At 69.3% G+C, this 19,131-nt stretch carries 21 protein-coding genes and 2 tRNA genes; 15 read left to right on the plus strand and 8 right to left on the minus strand.

Annotated elements, in window-relative coordinates:
• The first annotated feature begins 44 nt into the window (after window positions 1-44).
• Window positions 45-962, plus strand: coding sequence for a cation diffusion facilitator family transporter (locus BK819_RS11775; RefSeq protein ID WP_071329309.1), 918 nt, complete (start codon window positions 45-47; stop codon window positions 960-962).
• 6 nt (window positions 963-968) lie between these two features.
• Here BK819_RS11775 and BK819_RS11780 read toward each other — a convergent pair whose 3' ends face one another.
• Window positions 969-1,526: a MarR family winged helix-turn-helix transcriptional regulator gene (locus BK819_RS11780; RefSeq protein ID WP_231868304.1), complete on the minus strand. Its 558-nt coding sequence runs from the start codon at window positions 1,524-1,526 to the stop codon at window positions 969-971.
• A gap of 125 nt (window positions 1,527-1,651) precedes the next feature.
• Between BK819_RS11780 and BK819_RS11785 the strand changes: the two genes are divergently transcribed.
• The gene (locus BK819_RS11785) at window positions 1,652-2,359 is read left to right on the plus strand and encodes a MarR family winged helix-turn-helix transcriptional regulator (protein ID WP_071329310.1); all 708 of its coding nucleotides are present in this window, start codon (window positions 1,652-1,654) and stop codon (window positions 2,357-2,359) included.
• A 587-nt stretch (window positions 2,360-2,946) separates the two neighbouring features.
• Here BK819_RS11785 and BK819_RS11790 read toward each other — a convergent pair.
• Window positions 2,947-3,594, minus strand: a complete 648-nt coding sequence (locus BK819_RS11790) for a TetR/AcrR family transcriptional regulator (RefSeq protein WP_083391763.1) — start codon at window positions 3,592-3,594, stop codon at window positions 2,947-2,949.
• Between the two features lie 72 nt (window positions 3,595-3,666).
• Here BK819_RS11790 and BK819_RS11795 point away from each other — a divergent pair, with 72 nt between their 5' ends.
• A complete protein-coding gene (locus BK819_RS11795) occupies window positions 3,667-4,668 on the plus strand; it encodes an alpha/beta fold hydrolase (protein ID WP_071329311.1) in 1,002 nt (333 codons plus the stop codon).
• On the opposite strand, the gene BK819_RS11800 is transcribed toward BK819_RS11795, so the two are convergent.
• The 3 genes from BK819_RS11800 to BK819_RS11810 are packed head-to-tail and all read right to left on the minus strand — an operon-like array spanning window position 4,601 to window position 6,538.
• Window positions 4,601-5,074: a hypothetical protein gene (locus BK819_RS11800; RefSeq protein ID WP_071329312.1), complete on the minus strand. Its 474-nt coding sequence runs from the start codon at window positions 5,072-5,074 to the stop codon at window positions 4,601-4,603. The two genes, BK819_RS11795 and BK819_RS11800, sit on opposite strands and share 68 nt — an antisense overlap.
• 1 nt (window position 5,075) lies before the next feature.
• Window positions 5,076-5,681 (minus strand): dCTP deaminase, encoded by a 606-nt coding sequence (gene dcd, locus BK819_RS11805; protein ID WP_025102697.1) that lies wholly within the window; start codon window positions 5,679-5,681, stop codon window positions 5,076-5,078.
• Window positions 5,682-5,740: 59 nt separating this feature from the next.
• On the minus strand, window positions 5,741-6,538 hold the full coding sequence (locus BK819_RS11810; protein ID WP_071329313.1) for an IclR family transcriptional regulator: 798 nt from the start codon (window positions 6,536-6,538) through the stop codon (window positions 5,741-5,743).
• Between the two features lie 123 nt (window positions 6,539-6,661).
• Between BK819_RS11810 and BK819_RS11815 the strand changes: the two genes are divergently transcribed.
• The 6 genes from BK819_RS11815 (at window position 6,662) to BK819_RS11840 (ending at window position 12,391) form a co-directional block, all read left to right on the plus strand.
• Window positions 6,662-8,008, plus strand: a complete 1,347-nt coding sequence (locus BK819_RS11815) for an MFS transporter (RefSeq protein ID WP_071329314.1) — start codon at window positions 6,662-6,664, stop codon at window positions 8,006-8,008.
• 27 nt (window positions 8,009-8,035) lie between these two features.
• On the plus strand, window positions 8,036-9,073 hold the full coding sequence (locus BK819_RS11820; protein ID WP_071329315.1) for a zinc-binding dehydrogenase: 1,038 nt from the start codon (window positions 8,036-8,038) through the stop codon (window positions 9,071-9,073).
• Complete coding sequence (rhmD, locus tag BK819_RS11825) at window positions 9,070-10,248, plus strand: L-rhamnonate dehydratase (RefSeq protein WP_071329316.1); 1,179 nt, start codon at window positions 9,070-9,072, stop codon at window positions 10,246-10,248. Before BK819_RS11820 ends, rhmD begins: the two co-directional genes overlap by 4 nt.
• A gap of 18 nt (window positions 10,249-10,266) precedes the next feature.
• Window positions 10,267-11,121, plus strand: coding sequence for a fumarylacetoacetate hydrolase family protein (locus tag BK819_RS11830; RefSeq protein ID WP_071329317.1), 855 nt, complete (start codon window positions 10,267-10,269; stop codon window positions 11,119-11,121).
• Window positions 11,122-11,184: 63 nt separating this feature from the next.
• Window positions 11,185-11,258 (plus strand) — tRNA-Gly (locus tag BK819_RS11835).
• Window positions 11,259-11,407: 149 nt separating this feature from the next.
• Window positions 11,408-12,391: a DUF4238 domain-containing protein gene (locus BK819_RS11840; RefSeq protein WP_177173834.1), complete on the plus strand. Its 984-nt coding sequence runs from the start codon at window positions 11,408-11,410 to the stop codon at window positions 12,389-12,391.
• Between the two features lie 17 nt (window positions 12,392-12,408).
• Here the strand turns inward: BK819_RS11840 and BK819_RS17120 are convergent, their stop codons facing one another.
• Window positions 12,409-13,005, minus strand: coding sequence for a type II toxin-antitoxin system VapC family toxin (locus BK819_RS17120; RefSeq protein WP_371259843.1), 597 nt, complete (start codon window positions 13,003-13,005; stop codon window positions 12,409-12,411).
• Between the two features lie 319 nt (window positions 13,006-13,324).
• Entirely contained in the window at window positions 13,325-14,416 is a 1,092-nt protein-coding gene (locus BK819_RS11845; RefSeq protein WP_083391766.1) for a tyrosine-type recombinase/integrase, read from the minus strand.
• Window positions 14,417-14,707: 291 nt separating this feature from the next.
• Here BK819_RS11845 and BK819_RS11850 point away from each other — a divergent pair, with 291 nt between their 5' ends.
• The 5 genes from BK819_RS11850 (at window position 14,708) to BK819_RS11870 (ending at window position 17,572) form a co-directional block, all read left to right on the plus strand.
• Window positions 14,708-14,929, plus strand: coding sequence for a helix-turn-helix domain-containing protein (locus tag BK819_RS11850; RefSeq protein WP_071329320.1), 222 nt, complete (start codon window positions 14,708-14,710; stop codon window positions 14,927-14,929).
• A 360-nt stretch (window positions 14,930-15,289) separates the two neighbouring features.
• The gene (locus BK819_RS16570; protein ID WP_143049287.1) at window positions 15,290-16,057 is read left to right on the plus strand and encodes a hypothetical protein; all 768 of its coding nucleotides are present in this window, start codon (window positions 15,290-15,292) and stop codon (window positions 16,055-16,057) included.
• Window positions 16,054-16,551 (plus strand): helix-turn-helix domain-containing protein, encoded by a 498-nt coding sequence (locus BK819_RS11860; protein WP_071329322.1) that lies wholly within the window; start codon window positions 16,054-16,056, stop codon window positions 16,549-16,551. Before BK819_RS16570 ends, BK819_RS11860 begins: the two co-directional genes overlap by 4 nt.
• Entirely contained in the window at window positions 16,548-16,859 is a 312-nt protein-coding gene (locus BK819_RS11865; protein ID WP_143049288.1) for a hypothetical protein, read from the plus strand. Before BK819_RS11860 ends, BK819_RS11865 begins: the two co-directional genes overlap by 4 nt.
• Complete coding sequence (locus BK819_RS11870; protein WP_071329324.1) at window positions 16,856-17,572, plus strand: hypothetical protein; 717 nt, start codon at window positions 16,856-16,858, stop codon at window positions 17,570-17,572. The genes BK819_RS11865 and BK819_RS11870 overlap by 4 nt, the downstream gene beginning before the upstream one ends.
• 109 nt (window positions 17,573-17,681) lie before the next feature.
• Here BK819_RS11870 and BK819_RS11875 read toward each other — a convergent pair whose 3' ends face one another.
• Complete coding sequence (locus BK819_RS11875; protein WP_143049289.1) at window positions 17,682-18,785, minus strand: MrcB family domain-containing protein; 1,104 nt, start codon at window positions 18,783-18,785, stop codon at window positions 17,682-17,684.
• A gap of 110 nt (window positions 18,786-18,895) precedes the next feature.
• On the opposite strand from BK819_RS11875, the gene BK819_RS11880 reads away from it, so the two are divergent.
• Window positions 18,896-18,966: transfer RNA gene (locus BK819_RS11880), tRNA-Gly, on the plus strand.
• Window positions 18,967-19,131 lie beyond the last annotated feature (165 nt).

Consider the following 19,131-nt stretch of genomic DNA (forward strand, 5'->3'; position numbering starts at 1 on the left):
CCGCTCCGGGCGTCGGACAGGTCGGGCGGGAGTAGCCTGACCCGGTGACCGTCGTCCTCGCCTTCCTCGCCAACATCCTCGTCGCGATCGCGAAGACGGTCGCCGCCGTCATCACCTCGTCCGCGTCGATGGTGGCCGAGGCCGCGCACTCCTGGGCGGACGCGGGGAACGAGATCTTCCTGCTCATCGCCGACCGGCGCGGCGCGAAGACCAAGGACGCCCGGCATCCGCTCGGCTACGGCCGCAACGCGTTCGTCTGGTCCCTCATCGCGGCGTTCGGCATCTTCACCGCCGGCTCGATCGTGTCGATCATGCATGGCATCCAGGAGCTGTCCGACACCGGGCCCGTGGAGAGCCCGGTCGTGGCGTACATCGTGCTCGGGATCGCCTTCGTGCTGGAGGGGGCGTCGTTCACGCAGGCGATGGTCCGCTCCCGTCGGCTGGCCCAGGAGCGCGGCTCCTCCACGTGGGACTTCGTGCTGGAGACGAGCGACACCACGCTCCGGGCGGTGTTCTTCGAGGACTCCGCCGCCCTCATCGGCCTCGTGCTGGCGGGCGGATCGATCCTCCTGCATCAGCTCACCGGTGTCGCCGCGTGGGATGCGATCGGGTCGATCCTCGTCGGGATCCTGCTGGGCGTCGTCGCCGTGATCCTGATCGGACGGAACATCGCATTCCTCGTCGGCACGTCGGTGTCCCCCGCACTGCGCTCGCGGGTGGGCACGGCCCTCCTCGGCATGGACGACATCGAGCGGGTCACCTACCTGCACATCGAGTACGTGGGGCCGAACCGGCTATTCCTCGTCGCCGAGGTCGACCTCGCGGGCGATGCGCGCGAGCACGACGTGGCCCGGCGGCTGCGGGAGGTGGAGCGGCGCATCGAGGCGCACGACGCGGTCGAGACCGTCGTGCTGTCCCTCTCGGTGGACGACGAGCCCTCGCTGGACTTCGCCCGCGCGTGAGGCCGGTCAGGCGCGCCAGTTGTCGGCGAGCTTGGTGAGCAGCCGCGCGAGCTCGGTCCGCTCCGCATCGGTGAACGACTCGAGTGCGCGGCCGAGCAGCTCGCGGCGCTCCCCGCGCATCCCTCGGGCCAGTCGGCGCCCCTCGTCAGTCAGCGCGATGCGGGTGCGGCGGGCGTCGTCCGGGTCGGCCTCGCGGCGCACGAAACCGGCCTGCACTCCCTGCTGCACGAGCCGGGACGCCCGCGGCTGATCCACGCCGATCGCCTGCCCGAGCGCACTCACGCTGAGGGGCTCCGGCGCGGCGGCGAGGGCTTCGAGCATGCGGAGACGGGCCGGTCCGCCGAGGCGGCCGCCGTCGGCCATCCACGGCGGCATCCCCGGGTGGCCGCGGTGATGGGCGAAGTGCTCGCGCGGGTCGCCATGGGGCCCGTGCCCGTGCGCACCGCGTGGCCCGCCGTGCTCGCGACCCCCGGGCCCGGGTCGGCGTCCGCGCAGTCGGGAGAGCGCCTGCGCGATCGCTTCGGCGGCGTCGGGGGACGCGGGGTCGATCGGATCGGTGGCCATGCCCCGATTTTACATGCAGCTTGACATGCGTTCAGTTTTCATGTCACACTGCATGTACATGCACAGTGACATTAATATGTCGGATGACATCCGTCGTCGGTGCACCACAGACACGAAGGATCACCATGAACACCACTGCAGACAGCACTTCTGACAACACCTCCCGCCCGTTCGGTTTCTGGCTCAAGGCCGTCGACCGCCTGATGGCACAGGACTTCGCCACCGCTTTCGCCGCGGAGGGCGCGACCCGCCGCGACTGGCGGCTGCTGAACGTCGTCGACGGCTCGGTACCCGCGCGCCGCCCGTTGACCCCGCACAAGCTGCACGATCTCATCGACCGCGGCTGGGTCGAGGCGGACGGCGACGGATGGGCGCTGACCGACGAGGGCCGCGCGGCGAAGGAGCGTCTCGGCGCCGCCGTCGACGGCCTCCGCGCGAAGGTCGCCGGCGCGGTCTCCGACGAGGAGATGGCGACGACCCTCGCGGCGCTCGAGAAGATCGCCCGCGCCTTCGGCTGGGACGAGGAGACGCCTCTCCCTCGGAAGCAGCGCCCCGGGTTCGGCTTCGGTCCGCGGCGTGGCTTCGGTCCCGGGCGCGGGCACGGGCGCGGGCGCGGCTTCGCTCCCGGGGAGGGCTTCGAGCCCCGATACGGCTTCGACCGTCACGACTGCCACGAGAACGGCGGGCACCGCGGTCGCGGTCACCACGACGGTCACGACCACCGAGACCACGGTCACGCACACCGCGGCCATGGCCACCGCGCGCAGCGGATGGCGGAGCGCGCATTCGAGCGTGGCTTCGACGCCGGATTCCGCCACGGCCACGCCGCCTGACCTCACCTCCTCGAAGCGCCCCACCGGAACCCCGGCTGGGGCGCTTCCGTGCACCGGGACGCCCCTCCGGGACCACTTCCGCGCCTCCCGAGCGCACTCGAGGCACGTCTTCGATCCCCACCCGCGCCCCAGCCCGACCCGAGCCGAGCCGAGGACGGAGGCGAAGCGCCCTGAGCCGAGACGGGATCAGAGTCGCGCCTCCCAAGCCATTCCGGAGCACGTTCTCGATCCCCCACCGCGGCGACGCGAGCGCCCACTCTGCGAAGGAGATCAGAATCGCCCCTCCCGAGCGCGTCAGCGGCACGTTTTCCATCCCTCACGGGATGCAGGCAGTCGGCGCGGAAGGGCGAGGAACGAGGCGCCCCGGTGGAAGCGCAAGGGCCCGAGGTGACACGTAGAGGGAAGGCACGTGCGCGGACCACGAACGGCCCTTCGGTCGCTCCTCGCGGGCCACTTCTCATCCCGCACGCGAAGGGGGCAGGGCCCGACCGTGGGGCGGGATCAGAAACGGGCCTTCGAAGCGGGATTGCGGTGTGTTCGTGATCCCGCAGGGGGAAGGGTCACGGGGCCCCGGACGCGGGATGCGGCTAGAGATCGAGGAGGGCGAGCGCGGTGCCGGGAGCGCCCGCGTCACGGAGACGTGCGCGCATCGCGGCCGCCGCGAGCGCATACGGCCTGTCGCTCCGCAGGAGGAGCGACCGTGCGTTGGCCTGCTCATTGAGGGCGACGAGCTCGAACGCCAACACCTCGACGTCGGCCGCGTCGACCTCCCCCTCCGCGGCCGCGAACCGCAGCTGGGCCTCGATGTATCGGTACCAGTCGACGAGGGCCGCCCGCACGGCATCGCTCACGGGACCGGGCTTGGAGTCGACGTCCGCCGCGGTCGCCGCGAAGAAGCAGCCGCCCGTGAAGACGCGGTCCCTTGAGTAGACCAAGGCGTTGTGGAGGAGCGCGGCCAGGCGGTGCGCTCCCCTCGGCTGGGCGCGGGCGGGCTCGATGATCCGCTCGACGAAGATGTCCCGAGCGGCGGCGACCGTCGCGAGCTGCAGGCCCTCCTTGCTCTGGAACAGCGTCGCGATGCTGCTCTTGCTCGACCCCGAGGCGGTCGCGAGGCGTCCGATCGTCACGCCGTCCAGACCCTCGACGGAGGCGAGGTCGGTCGCACTGTTCAGCACGATGCGGCGGGAGGCGTCGCCACGCGCCCGCCGGCCATCCTGCATCACCGTGTCTGCCACGCCTCTAGTATACGAACGACCGTTCGCCTAGTATACGGATGATCGTTCGTATAGTTCGGTGAAGGAGCCTCCATGCCGTCCGCGTCCACTCTCCTCGTCCGCACCCTCCCGGCCGCAGGACGCCTCTCCCCCCGCCTCGCCGGCGACCTCGCATACCGGCTGTTCTTCTCCACCCGCCCGCGAATGGCCGTCCGCGCCGCCGACGCCGCCGCCCACGACGACGCCCGCCGCGGGAGGCTCCTCGTGCGCGGTATCCCCGTCACCACCTACACGTGGGGCACGGGTCCGCGTACCGTGCTGCTCCTGCACGGCTGGCGGGGCCGCGCCTTGCAGTTCTCCCCGCTCGTGCGGGAACTCGTCGCCGAGGGGTTCCAGGTCGTCGCCTTCGATGCCCCGGCGCATGGCTCCTCCGGCGGGCGGCACACCGATATCCGCGACTGGGTCGACGCCGCGGAGCAGCTGGACCGCACCCACGGCCCCTTCTCCGCCCTCATCGGCCACTCCTTCGGCGGGCTCGCGGCGCTGACCGTCGCCCGGTCGTCCGGCTCGGTCCCCGCCGTCGCCATCGTCGCCGGGGCCGCAGCGCCCGAGGCCTTCCTCGCCCAGTTCGTCCGTGACCTCCGGCTCGACGCCGCCACCGCGGACCGACTCCGCACCCGCTTCCACCGCCGCCTCCGGCTCGATCCCGCAACCGCCGTCGAACGGTACGACGCGGCCGCCCATCCACTCCCCGCCGACACCGCACTGCTCGTCGTGCACGACCGGGGCGACCGCCGGATGCCCGACCACGACGCGCTCCGGCTGCACGCCGCCCACACCGGCCGCTCCCGTCTCGTCCGTACGGTGGGTCTCGGTCACACGAGAATGCTGTCGGCCGATCCGACCCTCGATGCCGTGGTCGCCCTCGTGACTGGCGGGCTCGACGCCGTCGATGCGCTCGGCACCGCGACGGGACGAGCCGCCACCGACGCTGCACCGGCCGACCCGTCCGCGGCCCTTCGGAGCCCTACACCCGGGTCGGCAGGAAGCCCGCGCCCGGGTCGGGAGCCGCGAACGGCAGCCCGACAGTGGTGATCAGCACGACCAGCGTCACCACGGCCGCTGCGAACAGGAGGAAGAGCACGACGAAGACGACGACCGCGAGCACCCGGTAGCTGCCGGTGTCGGCGACCTCCGGCGCGATCGATCGCTGCGCCCAGTCGTCCGCAGCCGCGGCGGGCTGCTCGCCCTGGAGGATCGCGGGCGTCGGACGCGATCGCTCCGAGCGTCGGGTCGGTGCCGGAAGCGCCTCGCCCGCGGCTTCGGGAGCAGCCAGCAGCCCCTCCGGGAGCGGCGTCTCCGGCGGCGGAGGCGGGATCACGGCGTCGGCCGGCGGGATCACCGCGTCGGCGGGAGCGATATCCAGCCCCGGATCGTCCGGCAGCGCCGCCCCGTCAGGCACCGCGGACTCGTCGGAACCCGTCCCGCTCGCGTCGCTCATGTCAGCCTCCGACGGCTCCGATGTCGGTCACTCCCACGTCGGTGCGGTGGAAGTTCTGGAACGAACGGGACGCCGTCGGACCCCGCTGACCCTGGTAGCGGTTGCCGTAGGGGCCGGAGCCGTACGGGTTCTCCGCCGGCGAGGTGAGCCGGAAGAAGCAGAGCTGGCCGATCTTCATGCCGGGCCACAGCTTGATCGGCAGCGTCGCCACGTTCGCGAGCTCCAGCGTCACATGCCCGGAGAAGCCCGGGTCGATGAAGCCGGCGGTCGAGTGGGTGATGAGCCCGAGGCGACCGAGCGACGACTTCCCCTCCAGCCGCGCGGCGATGTCGTCCGGCAGGGTGACCTGCTCGAACGTGGCCCCGAGCGCGAACTCGCCGGGATGGAGGATGAAGGGCTCGTCCGGATCGACCTCGATCAACCGCGTCAGCTCGGGCTGGTCGACCGAGGGATCGATGAACGGGTACTTGTGATTGTCGAAGAGGCGGAAGTAGCGGTCCAGTCGCACGTCGATGCTCGACGGCTGGATCATCTCCGGCGCATGCGGTTCCAGGCCGACGCGGCCGGAGGCGAGTTCTGCTCTGATGTCGCGATCGCTGAGAAGCACGGCACAAGCCTAGTCATGCGGTCGCGCCGTCGACGCGGCATCTCCGGCCCGTCGCGCCCTCAGGGGAGCGCGGGTCCGGTGCCGGGGAGGCTCATCGCGCGCCGCAGCCGGAGCACCGTGCGTCGGAGGGGTTCGACCACGGAGTGCGGCCAGCGCTCGTCCGTGCGACTCGTGGGCATCGTCACGCTCAGCGCCGCCGCCACACCGGTCTCCTCCGGCCAGGTGATGGGCATGGCCACGCACCGGCAGCCGTCGATGAACTCCTCGTCGTCGACGTGGAAGCCGATGTCGCGCCCCTTCGCGATCACGGTGAGGATCTCGTCGGGATCGGTGATGGTCCGGCTCGTGAGGCGCGGCATGGCCACCTGGCGCAGGCGTCGCGAGATGTCGGCGTCGTCGAGGGTGCTCAGCAGGGCCTTGCCGATTCCGGTCGCATGGGCGTGCAGTCGCATCCCCACATTGGAGGCGAGGCGCATCGGGTTGGGCGAGGGGCTGATCGCGATATAGACGTTCTCGACGCCGTCCAGCCGCGCCATCTGCACCGTCTCGCCGATCTCCTCGGTGAGCGCCGCCATGAGCGCGGGCCCGGATTCGAGCAGGAGACGGTGCCCGTCGTAACGCTGGCCGATCTGCCAGGCCTTGAGTCCGAGGGAGTAACGCTTGCTGGTCGCGTCGTGGTCGACCCAACCGGCCGCCTGGAGGGTGCGCAGCAGTCCGTGGGCGCTGGACCGCGGCAGGCCGAGGTCGTCGAGGAGCTCGGGGAAGGTCTGCGATCCGGTCGCGGCGAGGTGCTCGATGATCTCGAGGGCGCGCCCGGCGGACTTCACCGCCCCCACCGCCTGATCGGTGTCCGTCATGGGTCCCCCTGCGTGAATTGTGCGCGGCACGAACGTGTGTCACACTATCGCGCGTTCAGGTCTGAGACATCCGATTCACATACGTGAACGCACTGGATACCCCTCGTCAATGGAGATGCCCCGATGTCCACTCAGTCCTCCACGCGGCCGGAACTTGCCGCGATCGTCCGTAAGGTCACGCTCCGGCTGATCCCGATCCTGCTCCTCATGTACATCCTCGCGTTCCTCGACCGCGCCAACCTCGGCTTCGCGAAGGCCGCCTGGCAGGCGGACACCGGCATCTCGGATGCCGCCTACGCGCTCGGCGCCGGCATCTTCTTCCTCGGCTACGCCGTCTTCGAGGTGCCGTCGAACCTCATCATGCGCCGGGTGGGGGCGAAGATCTGGCTTGCCCGCATCATGGTCTCGTGGGGCATCGTGTCGGCGCTCATGATGTTCGCGACGAACGAGTGGGTCTTCTACGTCCTCCGCGTCCTCCTCGGAATCACGGAGGCCGGGTTCTTCCCCGGCGTCATCCTCTTCCTCACGTACTGGATCCCGCTGAAGTTCCGCGCGCGGGTCAACGGCCTCTTCTATTTCGGCGCCCCGCTCGCCTTCATCTTCGGCGGCCCGCTCTCGGGCATGCTGCTCGACCTCGACGGTAAGGTCGGCATCCACGGCTGGCAGCTGATGTTCCTCGCCACCGGCATCCTCACCGTGCTCATCGGCATCGTCGCGTTCTTCTACCTCGACAACGGCCCGAAGGACGCGAAGTGGCTGACCGACGCGGAGCGCACGACCCTCGTGGCCGCCCTCGACGACGAGGACAGCGCCAAGGAGAACCACTCCCCCCGCGGAGCCCTGCGCGCGCTCGGCAACCCGGTCGTGCTCTACTTCGCCGCGATCTACCTGACGATCCAGATGAGCGTCTACGGCGTCACCTTCTATCTCCCCACGCAGGTCGCGACGATCGTCGGCAAGCCGGTCGGCCTCGAGGTCGGCCTCCTCACCGCCGTGCCGTGGACGTTCGCGCTCCTCGTCACCTTCGTCCTGTCGCGCCTCGCCGACAGCACCGGGCAGCGTCGCCTCATCGCGACGTGTGCGCTGGCCGCCGCCGGCGCGGGCATCATCGTGTCGGCGATCGTGCAGGAGCCGGTGATCGCCCTCGCGGCCCTGAGCGTCGGCGCGGCCGGCTTCATCTCCGTGCAGCCGGTGTTCTGGACCCTTCCCACGTCGTTCCTGCTCGGCGCGGCCGCCGCAAGCGGCATCGCCCTCATCAACTCCCTCGGCAGCCTCGGCGGATTCCTCGCCCCGGTGCTCAAGAACTGGGCGGACGCGACCTTCGGCGACAGCGCCGGACTCATCGCCCTCGCCGTCATCGCTCTGCTCGGGGCCGTCCTCATCGCCCTCAGCCGCGTCGTGAGCCCCGCGGTCCGCGAGACCGACGGCGTGGGCCTCGACACGACGAAGACCCCCGCCCGCCAGCGCTGACCGCGGTCGGCAGAACAGGAGACACGCATGCGCGAGCTCGTCCTCACCGAGATCGGACGCCTCGACGTCCGTGAGGCCCCGATCCCCCGCCCCGGACCCGACGAGGTGCTCATCCGGGTCGCCGCGACCGGGATCTGCGGTTCCGACGTCCACGGCTATACCGGCGAGAACGGCCGGCGATTCCCCGGGCAGGTGATGGGCCACGAGTCGAGCGGAGTGATCGCCGCCGTCGGCGACGACGTCGACGGGTTCGCCGAGGGCACTCCCGTGACCTTCAACCCCGTCGTCGTGCCCGCGGAGGACGCGGCAGCCTTCGCGGGTCGCGAGCAGCACCACGCGGGCAAGCACGTCATCGGGGTGGCGAAGGAGATCCCGGCCGCGTTCGCCGACTACGTCGTCATACCGGCCCGGAATGTGGTGCCGCTGCCCGCGGACCTGCCGATCGAGCTCGGCGCACTGATCGAGCCCCTCGCCGTCGCCGTGCATGCCGTGCGGCGACTGCCCGCCGACCGCCTCGGCCGGGTGCTCGTGATCGGCGGCGGACCGATCGGCCAGTCCGTCGTGATCGCACTGCGGGACGCGGGAGCCGGCTCGATCATCGTGAGCGAGATGGACGCCGCCCGGCGCGAGCTCGTGGAGCGGCTCGGCGCGGAGACCATCGACCCGGCCGCCGGCCCGGTGGCCGGACAGCTCGCCGAGCGCGGCGGCCTCGCGGATGCGGCGGTCGACGCCGTCGGCCTCACCCCCACCGTCCGCGACGCGCTGCGCAGCACCACCCTCGGCGCCCCGATCTGCCTGGTCGGCATGGGCGCTCCGCAGGTGACGCTCGACGCCTTCCTCGTGAGCACAGAGGAGCGGTCGCTCATCGGCAGCTTCACGTACGGCTCCGACGACTTCACCGACGCCGCCGCGATCATCGGCGCGGAGCCGGATGTCTACCGGGCGCTCATCAGCCGCGAGATCGACGTCGCCGACGCGGATTCCGCCTTCTCCGCCCTCGCGGCGGGAGACGGCACCCCGGGCAAGGTCCTTGTCCGATTCGACCGAGAGGAACAGGAACGATGACCGGCACTCCCACCATCCGCGAGGTCCGCGCGTACACCGTGCGCGGCGGCGGGGCCGACTATCACGACCAGGGCGCCGACCACTGGATCGACGACCACATCGCCACCCCGATGAGCGTCTACCCGGAGTTCCGGCAGTCACGGCAGAGCTTCGGGCTCAACGTGCTGGGCACGCTCGTCGTCGAGATCGAGGCCAGCGACGGGACGGTCGGCTTCTCGGTCACGACGGCGGGCGAGATCGGCGCGTTCATCGTCGAGAAGCACCTGGCGCGGTTCCTCGAAGGCCGGAAGATCACCGACATCGAGCGCATCTGGGATCAGATGTACAAGTCGACCCTCTACTACGGCCGCCGCGGCGTCGTCCTCAACGCGATCAGCGGCGTCGACCTCGCCCTCTACGACCTGCTCGGTCGCGTGCGGCAGGTGCCGGTGTTCGAGCTCCTCGGCGGGCCGGTGCGCGACGAGCTGCAGTTCTACGCCACCGGGGCACGCCCCGACCGCGCGAAGGAGCTCGGTTTCATCGGCGGGAAGATGCCGCTGCACCACGGACCCGCCGAAGGCGAAGAGGGGCTGCGCAAGAACATCGCCCTCCTCGCGGACATGCGCGAGAAGGTCGGCGACGACTTCTGGCTCATGTACGACTGCTGGATGTCGCTCGACGTCGAGTACGCGACTCGTCTCGCGCACGCCGCCGCCGACTACGGCCTCAAGTGGATCGAGGAAGCGCTCATCCCCGACGACTACTGGGGCTATGCGGAGCTACGCAAGCGCGCCCCCTCCTCGATGCTCATCACGACCGGCGAGCACGAGGCCACCCGGTGGGGTTTCCGGCAGCTGCTGGAGACCGGGGTGGACCTGATCCAGCCCGATGTGGGCTGGTGCGGCGGCATCACCGAGCTGCTGAAGATCTCAGCCCTGGCCGATGCCCACGGCACGATGGTCGTTCCCCACGGGTCGTCCGTGTACTCGTACCACTTCGTCGTCACGCGCACGAACAGCCCGTTCGCGGAGTTCCTCATGATGCACCCGACCGCAGAGGAGATCGTGCCGATGTTCTCGCCGATGCTGGTCGGTGAGCCCGTGCCGGTGAACGGCCGCCTCCGCGTGCCGGAGACCCCCGGGTTCGGCGTCGAGCTCTCCGACGCGATCGAGAAGCACCGCCCGTACACCCACTGACCCCGGAGACACGACCCCATGGAATTCCTTCGCCTCGGCGCGCCCGGCGCCGAACGCCCCGCGGTGCGCCACGACGACCGCACCTACGACCTGACCGGCCTCACCGCCGACATCGACGGCGCGTTCCTCGCGCGTGACGGCATCGCTCGCACGCGCGAGGCCCTCGCGGCCGGGTCGCTGCCGCTGCTCGACGGCGCCGAGGCGCTGCGGGTCGGGGCCCCCATCGCCCGGCCGATGGCCGTGCTGTGCATCGGACAGAACTACGCCGCCCACGCGGCCGAATCCGGTGACGCCCCGCCGTCCGTGCCGATCCTGTTCCACAAGCACCCGAACACCATCGTCGGGCCCTTCGACGACGTGTTCATCCCCCCGCGCGCCGAGAAGGTGGACTGGGAGGTGGAGCTCGGGGTCGTGATCGGCAGCCGCGCGCGCTACCTCGCCAGCCCGGAAGAGGCGCTGGCGCACGTCGCCGGGTACGTCGTGTCGCATGATGTGTCGGAGCGGGCGTACCAGGTCGAGCACTCCGGTGGACAGTGGTCGAAGGGCAAGAACGCCGAGACGTTCAACCCCCTCGGTCCGGCGCTCATCCCGGCCGACGAGGTCGACCCGCAGGCTCTGCACCTCTGGTCCCGGGTCAACGGCGAGCCGCGGCAGGACTCGAACACGGCCGACATGATCTTCACCGTCGCGCAGATCGTTCACCACCTGTCGCAGTACCTGGTGCTCGAGCCCGGAGACCTCATCAACACCGGCACCCCGCAGGGCGTCGCGCTCTCCGGTCGCTTCCCCTACCTGCGGGCGGGCGACGTCGTGGAGCTCGGCATCGAGGGGCTCGGCACCCAGCGCCAGCGCCTCGTCGACGCGCGCCCCTGAGGCACGCTTTGGTCAACGCCCGGGAGACAGGTAGGCTTGCTCCACCTGCTCTCGGGCGGGTACGGGGCTGTAGTTCAATGGTAGAACTTCTGCTTCCCAAGCAGACAGCGCGGGTTCGATTCCCGTCAGCCCCTCCACACAGTTATCCCCAGGTCAGCGTCAGTTTCCGCCGCGGCTTTTTCGCGCCGGAACGTCGCGTCCGGTGCGGCCCGTGCCATAGACGTGCCACTAGTGTCCGCTGTGCCCGCTTGAATGGTGGCCTCGGGACCCATCGGAAGGGGGCGCTGTGCCGAACGATCACCACGTGCCGCGGGTACATCTCCGCCGCTTCGCGAGGCCCGGCCCAGGCAAGCGTGAGCCGGAGTGGTTCATTGACGCCGCCGACGTGAACGCGCCCTCGAAGGTGTTCCGCGCGAACGTTCGGAACGTGGGAGCGGAGCGGGACTTCTACACGTTCGAAGGGTTGGATGGGAAGGAGACTCGGGCCCTGGAGTCGTTCTTCGGTCAACTGGAGGGCTCAGTGGTCCCGGTCTGGCGCGTCCTACTCGACAACCCGAAGTACGCGCTCACTGACGTGTGGCCCCTGCCGCCTCGGATGAGGGGTGCGCTCGCCTGGTACATGGCGGCGCAGATCGTGCGCACCACCCGACAGCGCAAGCGGCTCGAAGCGTGGGGCGCAAGCCAATCGTTCAGAGTGCCGGGCGCGCCAACCGCGCCCAATCTTGCCACCACTCACGCGCGCTACATCGCGGAGACGTTGGGGGAGGTTGCCCGCGCCCTCTACGTCCGACCATGGGGACTCGGTTTCACCAACGCATGCTTGCCAACATCAGACTGCCCAGTCGTCATTCTCAACGCTCACGACGACGAGGACCAGGTTGGTGCCGCGCTCACCTGGGACATCGTGTTCCCGCTTGACCCGCACCGGTTCATCTTCATGCCCGACAGACAGATGGTCGAAGACGACCCCGAGAAGCGCGTCGATCATCGCCTGAACCTGAGCGGCGTCGGAGTCGCTTTCGTGGACGCCATCTACTCCGCGGCAGACCGCTACATCTACATGCACCCGGACCATAAGCCGTGGCTGGACCCCGACCGTGCACGGCGTCTACCCGCTCCAGGAGAACCCGGGTTCGCACCCCAGTCAGCGCTTCACTACCCGGTGCTGGCGGATGACCTCACGATCAGCGCACGGTGGACCAAGCATCACATACCGCGAGGCGAGGGCGGGCGACGACCTGCGTTCACCGGCGAGGGCTTCGGGCTGTAGGAGGAACGTGCCGGTAACTACCGACCACCGCGGTGTCGGCGGCACGAGCGCACGCGCGACGCATCCACAATGAGCGACAGGTCAGAGGCTGGCACTCGACCGAATCCAGCGTCTGTGGTCACGAGAGCACCTGCCCCCACGAACTGCAAAGTAGCGGCGTGCGCGGCGTCATACGAAGCGAGTCCGTGGTCCGCCATGATTCCCGGCACGTCATCTGCGACTTCGTGAAGTTCCACGCGGGAGTGCGAAAGCGTAGTCAGGAGTGCATCCCACTCCGTTCTGAGCGAGCCCGCCAGACGGCCCGCCCTGCGCCGGACCCGACCGTCGTTCCGTTTCGCTGGCCAGCCTTTACGACCGTGCTGCTCGACGACTGCGATCTTGAAGGCAACCTCGGAAAACTCAATCTCCAACAGGCGGTTGTAATAGACGACCACTTCTTCGTTGACGAGGCGCAGCATGAACGCTTGCGCAGCAGCGTGAAGCGGTTCAGTGGTGACGAGCGCAGCGATTACGAATGACGTATCGAGAACGACATCCTCAGGCAAGATCAGCGACGGATCTTCGAACGAACGCACTTCCCTTACGTGCGCGGGCCTCCCCGGGGCTGGACTCACTCCGGGGCCTATCGCGAGTTACGGGCAGCGCTGTGAGAAACCGAAGTCTTCGTCCGGCTCATCGCCTTCGAAGCCACTTCGACGCGCCGCGGCTTTGCCACGGTCGCCTTCACGACCCGTGACTTTTTCGCCGCCTGGCTGAGCCGCTTCTTCATGTGGCGATCATAGACCAAGCACCTGACTCGGATCTATGCGTGCGTTCGAGGACCCGGCCGTGCCCTTCACGTCAACGGCCATGCGCAAACTGCTGTCCGGCCCGTTTGTGTACGGCATCTACGCCGATGATGCGCGGCCGCTGGCGACGGGGCCGGGATAGCGGTCAGGGACCGGGCATCTCCAGGCGCAAGACGGCTTCCAGACGCGGCGGCCGTGCTCGGTTGATAGCCTCCGCGCTAAGTGCATCCATTGCCCCCGCGAGGACAGCGTTCCGCTCCTCCGCCGCGTGCTGGTAGATGAGCGCCGCGCGGGCAGTGCGGTGACCGGCGCGCGCCATGAGTTCGCGCGTGGTGCCCCCGGCCTGAGCGGCCAGCGTGAGCCCCGCATGCCGAAGGTCATGCACGTGGAACTGCCCTAGCCCGATCCCGCGGGCCGCTTTCCGCCAGGCATGGCTGAGTGCATTTCCGGTGATCGCTTCGCCGTCGCGCCGAGGGAACATCGGGGACTTCGGGAATCCGGTGGTGCTGGCCAGATGCGCCTCAACCTCTGCGGCGATGCTCGGCGGGAGCACCACGGTGCGGGCCTCCCCCGTCTTCGTGGGGGTGATGGTGCCCTGACCCCGGACGTAGATGCGCTGGCGCTCGACTCGCACCGCACCGTTGGCGTAGTCGCCGCGCTGTAGCGCTTCCAACTCCCCTACGCGCAGGTGCGCCCCGAAGGCCACACGGATCGGCAGATGCCACTTCTCGGGCATGGCCCCGACGATGGCGGCCAGGTGCTCCGGCGAGAGGTACGGGCGCTCCGGGTCGTTGACCTGACCGGCCCCTTCGATCTGGCAAGGGTTCTCGCTGATGAGGCGGTCCTTCACCGCGGCGTTCAGAATCGTGCGGAGGAGGCTGTACGCCTGGCGGAGCCGGGCCTCTCCGGTGGCCCCGGGGCGGTTCTTCACCGCCTTCGCCAGCACCTTCCGGGTGCGGGTGTACCAGGCGCGCACGTCTGCCGGGGTGATGGCCGACAGTGCACGGTCATGGAGCCCGGCGAGGGGGCCGGTCAGCAGGTCCTCGTATAGCGCCTGGGTCTTGGCGGCGAGGCGTCCACGGGTGCCACCGTTTGCCACCCACTCCGCGGCGTAGGGGCCGAAGGGCTGGAGTCCGGCACGGTGGTCGCGGTAGGTGCCACGCATCCGGTCCGCGCGAACCCCGGCGATGTGGTCCAGTGCCTCCCGCTTCGTGGGGAAGGTGGTGGGCGCGGTCATGGGCCGCCCGGCGGGGTCTGGGTAGCGGGCTTGCCAGCGCCCGGAGGGCAGTTGCCGGGTGCTCCCGAACGCCTGTCGATTGGCTTTCTGCCGCCGCTCTGCCATGGTTCCTCCGTCCGGGCCAGGTGGTGACACACTGTCACCAATTTGGACTCTGGCCTGGGGTTTTGTGTTTGCAACCCCAGCATACCGTGTGCTACCGTCGTGCCTCACAAGGAAGCGCCACCGACGACGCGACCGCCATCCAGGAAGGACCTGGGCTAGCCGCCGCTAACCCGAAAGGACCTCCTGATGATCACCGCGACACCGAGCACCAGTGCCGCCACCCTGGCGCGCATCCGTGAGACCCCGCCCGCGTTCCTGAAGGTCCCGGACGTGGCGATCCTCCTGGAGTGCCACCCCAGCAACGTCTACAAGATGGTGGCCAACGGCACCCTCCCGGCCCAGCGGTTCGGCAAGGCCATCCGCATCAGCACAGTCGCGTTCCTGGCCTTCATCGACGGCGAGGGCTGAGGTGACTACCGCCAGGGGCGAGAACACCGGACCGGCCAGCACCTACCGCGGCGTGCACGAGGCCCTTGTTCAGGCCCGCGGCTCCGCAGTAGGCCGCCCCTGCCATGGGTGCGGTCTACCGGCGAGAGGGTGGATGAGGATCGGCCCGGCAACGCACATTGGCCGGAACTCACATGGGAAGCGGGTGAAGTGGTCCACCGACCTGAGCGCCTACGCCCCCGGGTGCGCCCGGTGCAACGCGCGCGCCGATCACGGCGGCTCACTGGTGCTCTGTCCCCGTAAACATGTGCGGGCGGCATGGGGCACCACTCCCAAGGGCGAGTGCCGCGGGTGCGTGCGTGAGCGCCGTCGGAGGCTCTGATGGGGTTCGCGACCCTGGACCGCATGAAGGAAGCGCTCCTCTCAGCGCCCGTATCCCCGCTGGAGCGGATCGTGCTCCTCGACATGGCCGTGGCCGTCCAAGACGGCGCTCCGACCTACACGTGGGGGCATGACCGGCTGGCGCTGGCGCTGGGCCGTGAGCCGGGGCTGAAAGCGACCAAGAGCGCCCTGGAGCGCGTCCTGTCCGCGCTCACCAGCCGCGGGCTCATCGTCCGCACGGGAGCGGCACACCGCGGCCGCCATGCGGAGTATCGGCTGGCCGTCCTGGACCTGAATGGGCCCCGGTCTGAGCGAGGCCCATTCGTCGCGGACCCCGCCGAGAAAGGGCCCCGGGTTGAGGGAGAAAGGGCCCCGGTTTTCCCGGTAAAGGGCCCCGGTCTGAGCGGGGCCCCACTACCTGTATCACTACCTGTTCCACTACCTGGTAATGGTCACCGCACGCGGCGACCGACCGCGAAGGTTACTCCGCCTTCAGCCAAACAGCGTGCACACCTCGCGGACCTCCGCGCCGCACTCGAAGGGCTGGAGACGGAGCGCGAGCGCGTCACAGGACCGGCCAGCACCCAGGAGGCAGACGACCTCATTGGCCTCTACCGCGCTGAGGCCCACCGGCGAGCCCACAACGGCGAGCCCTTCGATTGCCCCATCACCGATCTGTCGCCGGATGCACGGCGCTACTACGAGGGCCGTGGACTCGCGGACCTATTCCCCGACCCCTGGGTCACTGAACGAGAGGAGACGGCATGAGCCCCGACACCATCACCATCGCGCGCGAGGAGGTCGCGGCATTGCCGGGCCTCCCTGTGCCCGATCTGCCGCCGGACGTGGACCTCACCGAGTACGCCCTCGGTGACACCCCCCGGCCGCGCCGCCGCATGAAGCGCCTGGATCGGCTGACCCGCCGCGCCGAAGCATTCATGCTCCACCGCACAGGCGTGGCCATGACCGTCATCGCAACGCAGATGGACGTGCACCCGAAGACGGTCCAGCGGTGGATTCGGGAGGAGGTTCAGCGCATCCCGGAGGAGGAGGCGGACGCTATCCGCACCCTGGAACTGGCCCGCCTCGACGCCATCCTGGTTCCGCAGATGCGCCTGGCCCTCGCGGGTGGCGGGTTCGCGGTGGACCGGGTGCTGAGGATCATGGACCGCCGCGCGAAGTACCTCGGCCTGGACAACGCCAAACCGGGCGGCTTCGAGCAGGTAGGCGCGCTCCTCGACCGGCTGGTCATGGGGGAATGACCATGGTCTACGCGCCCCGCCGCCCCAGCGCCATCGGCAACGCCACCCGGTCGAAGCGAGAAGCCCTGCCGGGATACCAGGCCGCGATGGATGCCATCCCGGCGCATCACGCGGACGCCATCCGGGCCTACATCGCGAGCCTGCACCAGGAGGCCGCCGTCCAGCGCACCGCCGCGGCACGTGCACGTGCCGCCCTGGAGTCCCGAGCACAGGGCGACGGAGATGCCGCTGACCACCCTCGACCTGACCCCCTCTCCAACCCCTCGCCCACCACGGGCAACCTCAACCCAGAAGGAGCACAGCCATGACCCGCACCGACCTCACCACCACCGCTGTCCAGGCCCGCCGGGACCTCGCGGCCGCCGCCACCCTCAGGGACACCCACCTGACACCGGAAGGACTCCGAGCCCGCCAGCGCACGGACGTGAACCGTATCCGCACCACCGTGCGCGCCGCCATCCCAGCGATCCCGGAGGCACCTGACCGGGGGCCGGTCCTGGACACCCTCCGTCCGCAGACCGCGGATGACCACGCCGCCCTCAGCCGGGAGCGGGAAAAGGTCCGCGCCCTCGTCTACGCCGGACAGGACCCCTCTCAGGGCTTCGAGCGTGAGCCGGGCATGCGTCTCCAGGATGTGATCGCCCGGGCGGACCGCACCCGCCTGGCGGCCATCCTGGACGATCTGGAGGTCATGCCGCACCTGCTGGTGCACGACGACCGGGACCGGCTCCTCGCCGCGTACGAGGGCCTGGTCTGGGAACGCCTCACTCAGGTGGACCCGGCGGCCCTTGCTATCGCTGAGCAGGAGAGCGCCGCCGCGGAGCCCGCCGCGTGGGCCGCGGTCCTCACGGACCTGGCGGACACGGGGGACCTCACTCCGGAGTCGCTGGCACTCCTGCATGACGCTGACCTCGACGCCTACCGTCTCCTGGTGGACGGGGACCGGGTGCACATCGACGTGCCCGGCTCCCAGTCCGCCATCCTGTCCATGCTGGAGAACCTGCAAACATCGCAGCCGTAGTTCACCCCACGAACTGGGGCGACCCGAAGAGCGTCACCGGTCGGCCCCAGTTCGGCCACATGAAGCACCAGACGCAACCCCATGTCGGAACGCTCTGCAGGGAGAACCCTCAGAGGGCGGAACGTCTGAGTTCGGCCGGTGCGTAGGTGTACGCGAGTGGCGATAGAGCGTCGTCCTCTATCGACCACGGGCTGATGACCGTTAACCTGCCCCCTGAGGCACCGGGTGGGTCGAGCGTCCGGTCGAGATTGATCTGGGACACCACGACGAGAGCGTTGTGTGGATGCTTCTCTCGATGCAACGCGACCTCGTTCTTGGTCAAAATCACGGCCTCGCCGAGGGACGTCGTACCCTTGACCTCCACCCAGAGGTGCTCCTCACCTCTCCGGCAATCCAGATCGTAAGACTCGGTAGCGCCAACGTCCCTTACCGACCAGCCGGCGGCGGTCAGCATGTCGATCGCGACAGCAACGGCCCGCAGTTCAACGGCACGCTGCTCGGCTTTGCTGATCCGGAATCCTTGCCCAAGTCGCGCGGGCTGCGTGAGCATGGGACCAGACACTGACGCGATCTGCTCCTTCGCCAACAGGACCTCTGCGGGCTCTCGTCCCGGCACGGTTGGGTCAGAGGCGTCCGCGCGATAGATCTGGTCAAGCAGACCGAGCATTTCGCCGAGGTCGGAGAGCAGGACCTCGTTCGGCGGGATCGCGCTCCGTTCGTACTCGATTGCGACGGCGACAGTTCCGGCGTAGGACGCGCCAGCAGTGCCCGATCGCGCTGCCAGATCGACATCGAACGTGAACCTTGGCCCCGGTAGCGAGATCGAGGCACGGGCCCACTCGCGCAGGAGCCTTGCCTCCTCCGCACTCCGGGCACGGAACGCGCTTCCGTCCCAGGTGAAGGAACCGTGGGACAACGACAGGTAGCAACGGTTCCCGTCCCCAGCGAACAGATAGACCACGTACCAGCCCTCAGTGGGGCGAGGGCTCAGGTCCGGATCGAAGATACGCACCCATGGCACCTGAGACTTCCGCCCCACCGCATCTTGACCGCGCACCGCGTACCTGGTGCCAACCCCGTGGGTGGCCGCGTTCTCGGCCAACCAATCAGGTACCTCGCGGCGAATGAGGATGCCCCGCATCTGCATCTCTTCCGTGTTCTCCACGGACCAGTCGGGTTGCAGATCCATCACGTCCGAAAGAAGTTGTCGCACTTGCTCATCTTTGCTTACGGTCGTGCCAGATTCGTGCCACTAGAGGGGGGTATGTGCCACTAACCGGCGGTACTGGACGGTAAGCCCAACGCTGGTTGGTCCGCCGTTCCGGGGCCCGCAGGATGGCCGCTACCTGCTTCCCAAGCAGACAGCGCGGGTTCGATTCCCGTCAGCCCCTCCACCTGTGACTTCCCAAGCTGTTCCGGACACTCTGGAGCCGATCCAGACTGAGGATCTCGCTTCTGGAAGGACACCTCCAAGAGTCACGAACAGCAGGCCTCCCTGTCGCATGCGCCCCGATCCGCGGCGAGATCGATCCCTGCGCCGTCGGATGACGCGGAGGTGT

The organism is Microbacterium sp. LCT-H2 (assembly GCF_001866135.1).
Lineage (GTDB): Bacteria > Actinomycetota > Actinomycetes > Actinomycetales > Microbacteriaceae > Microbacterium.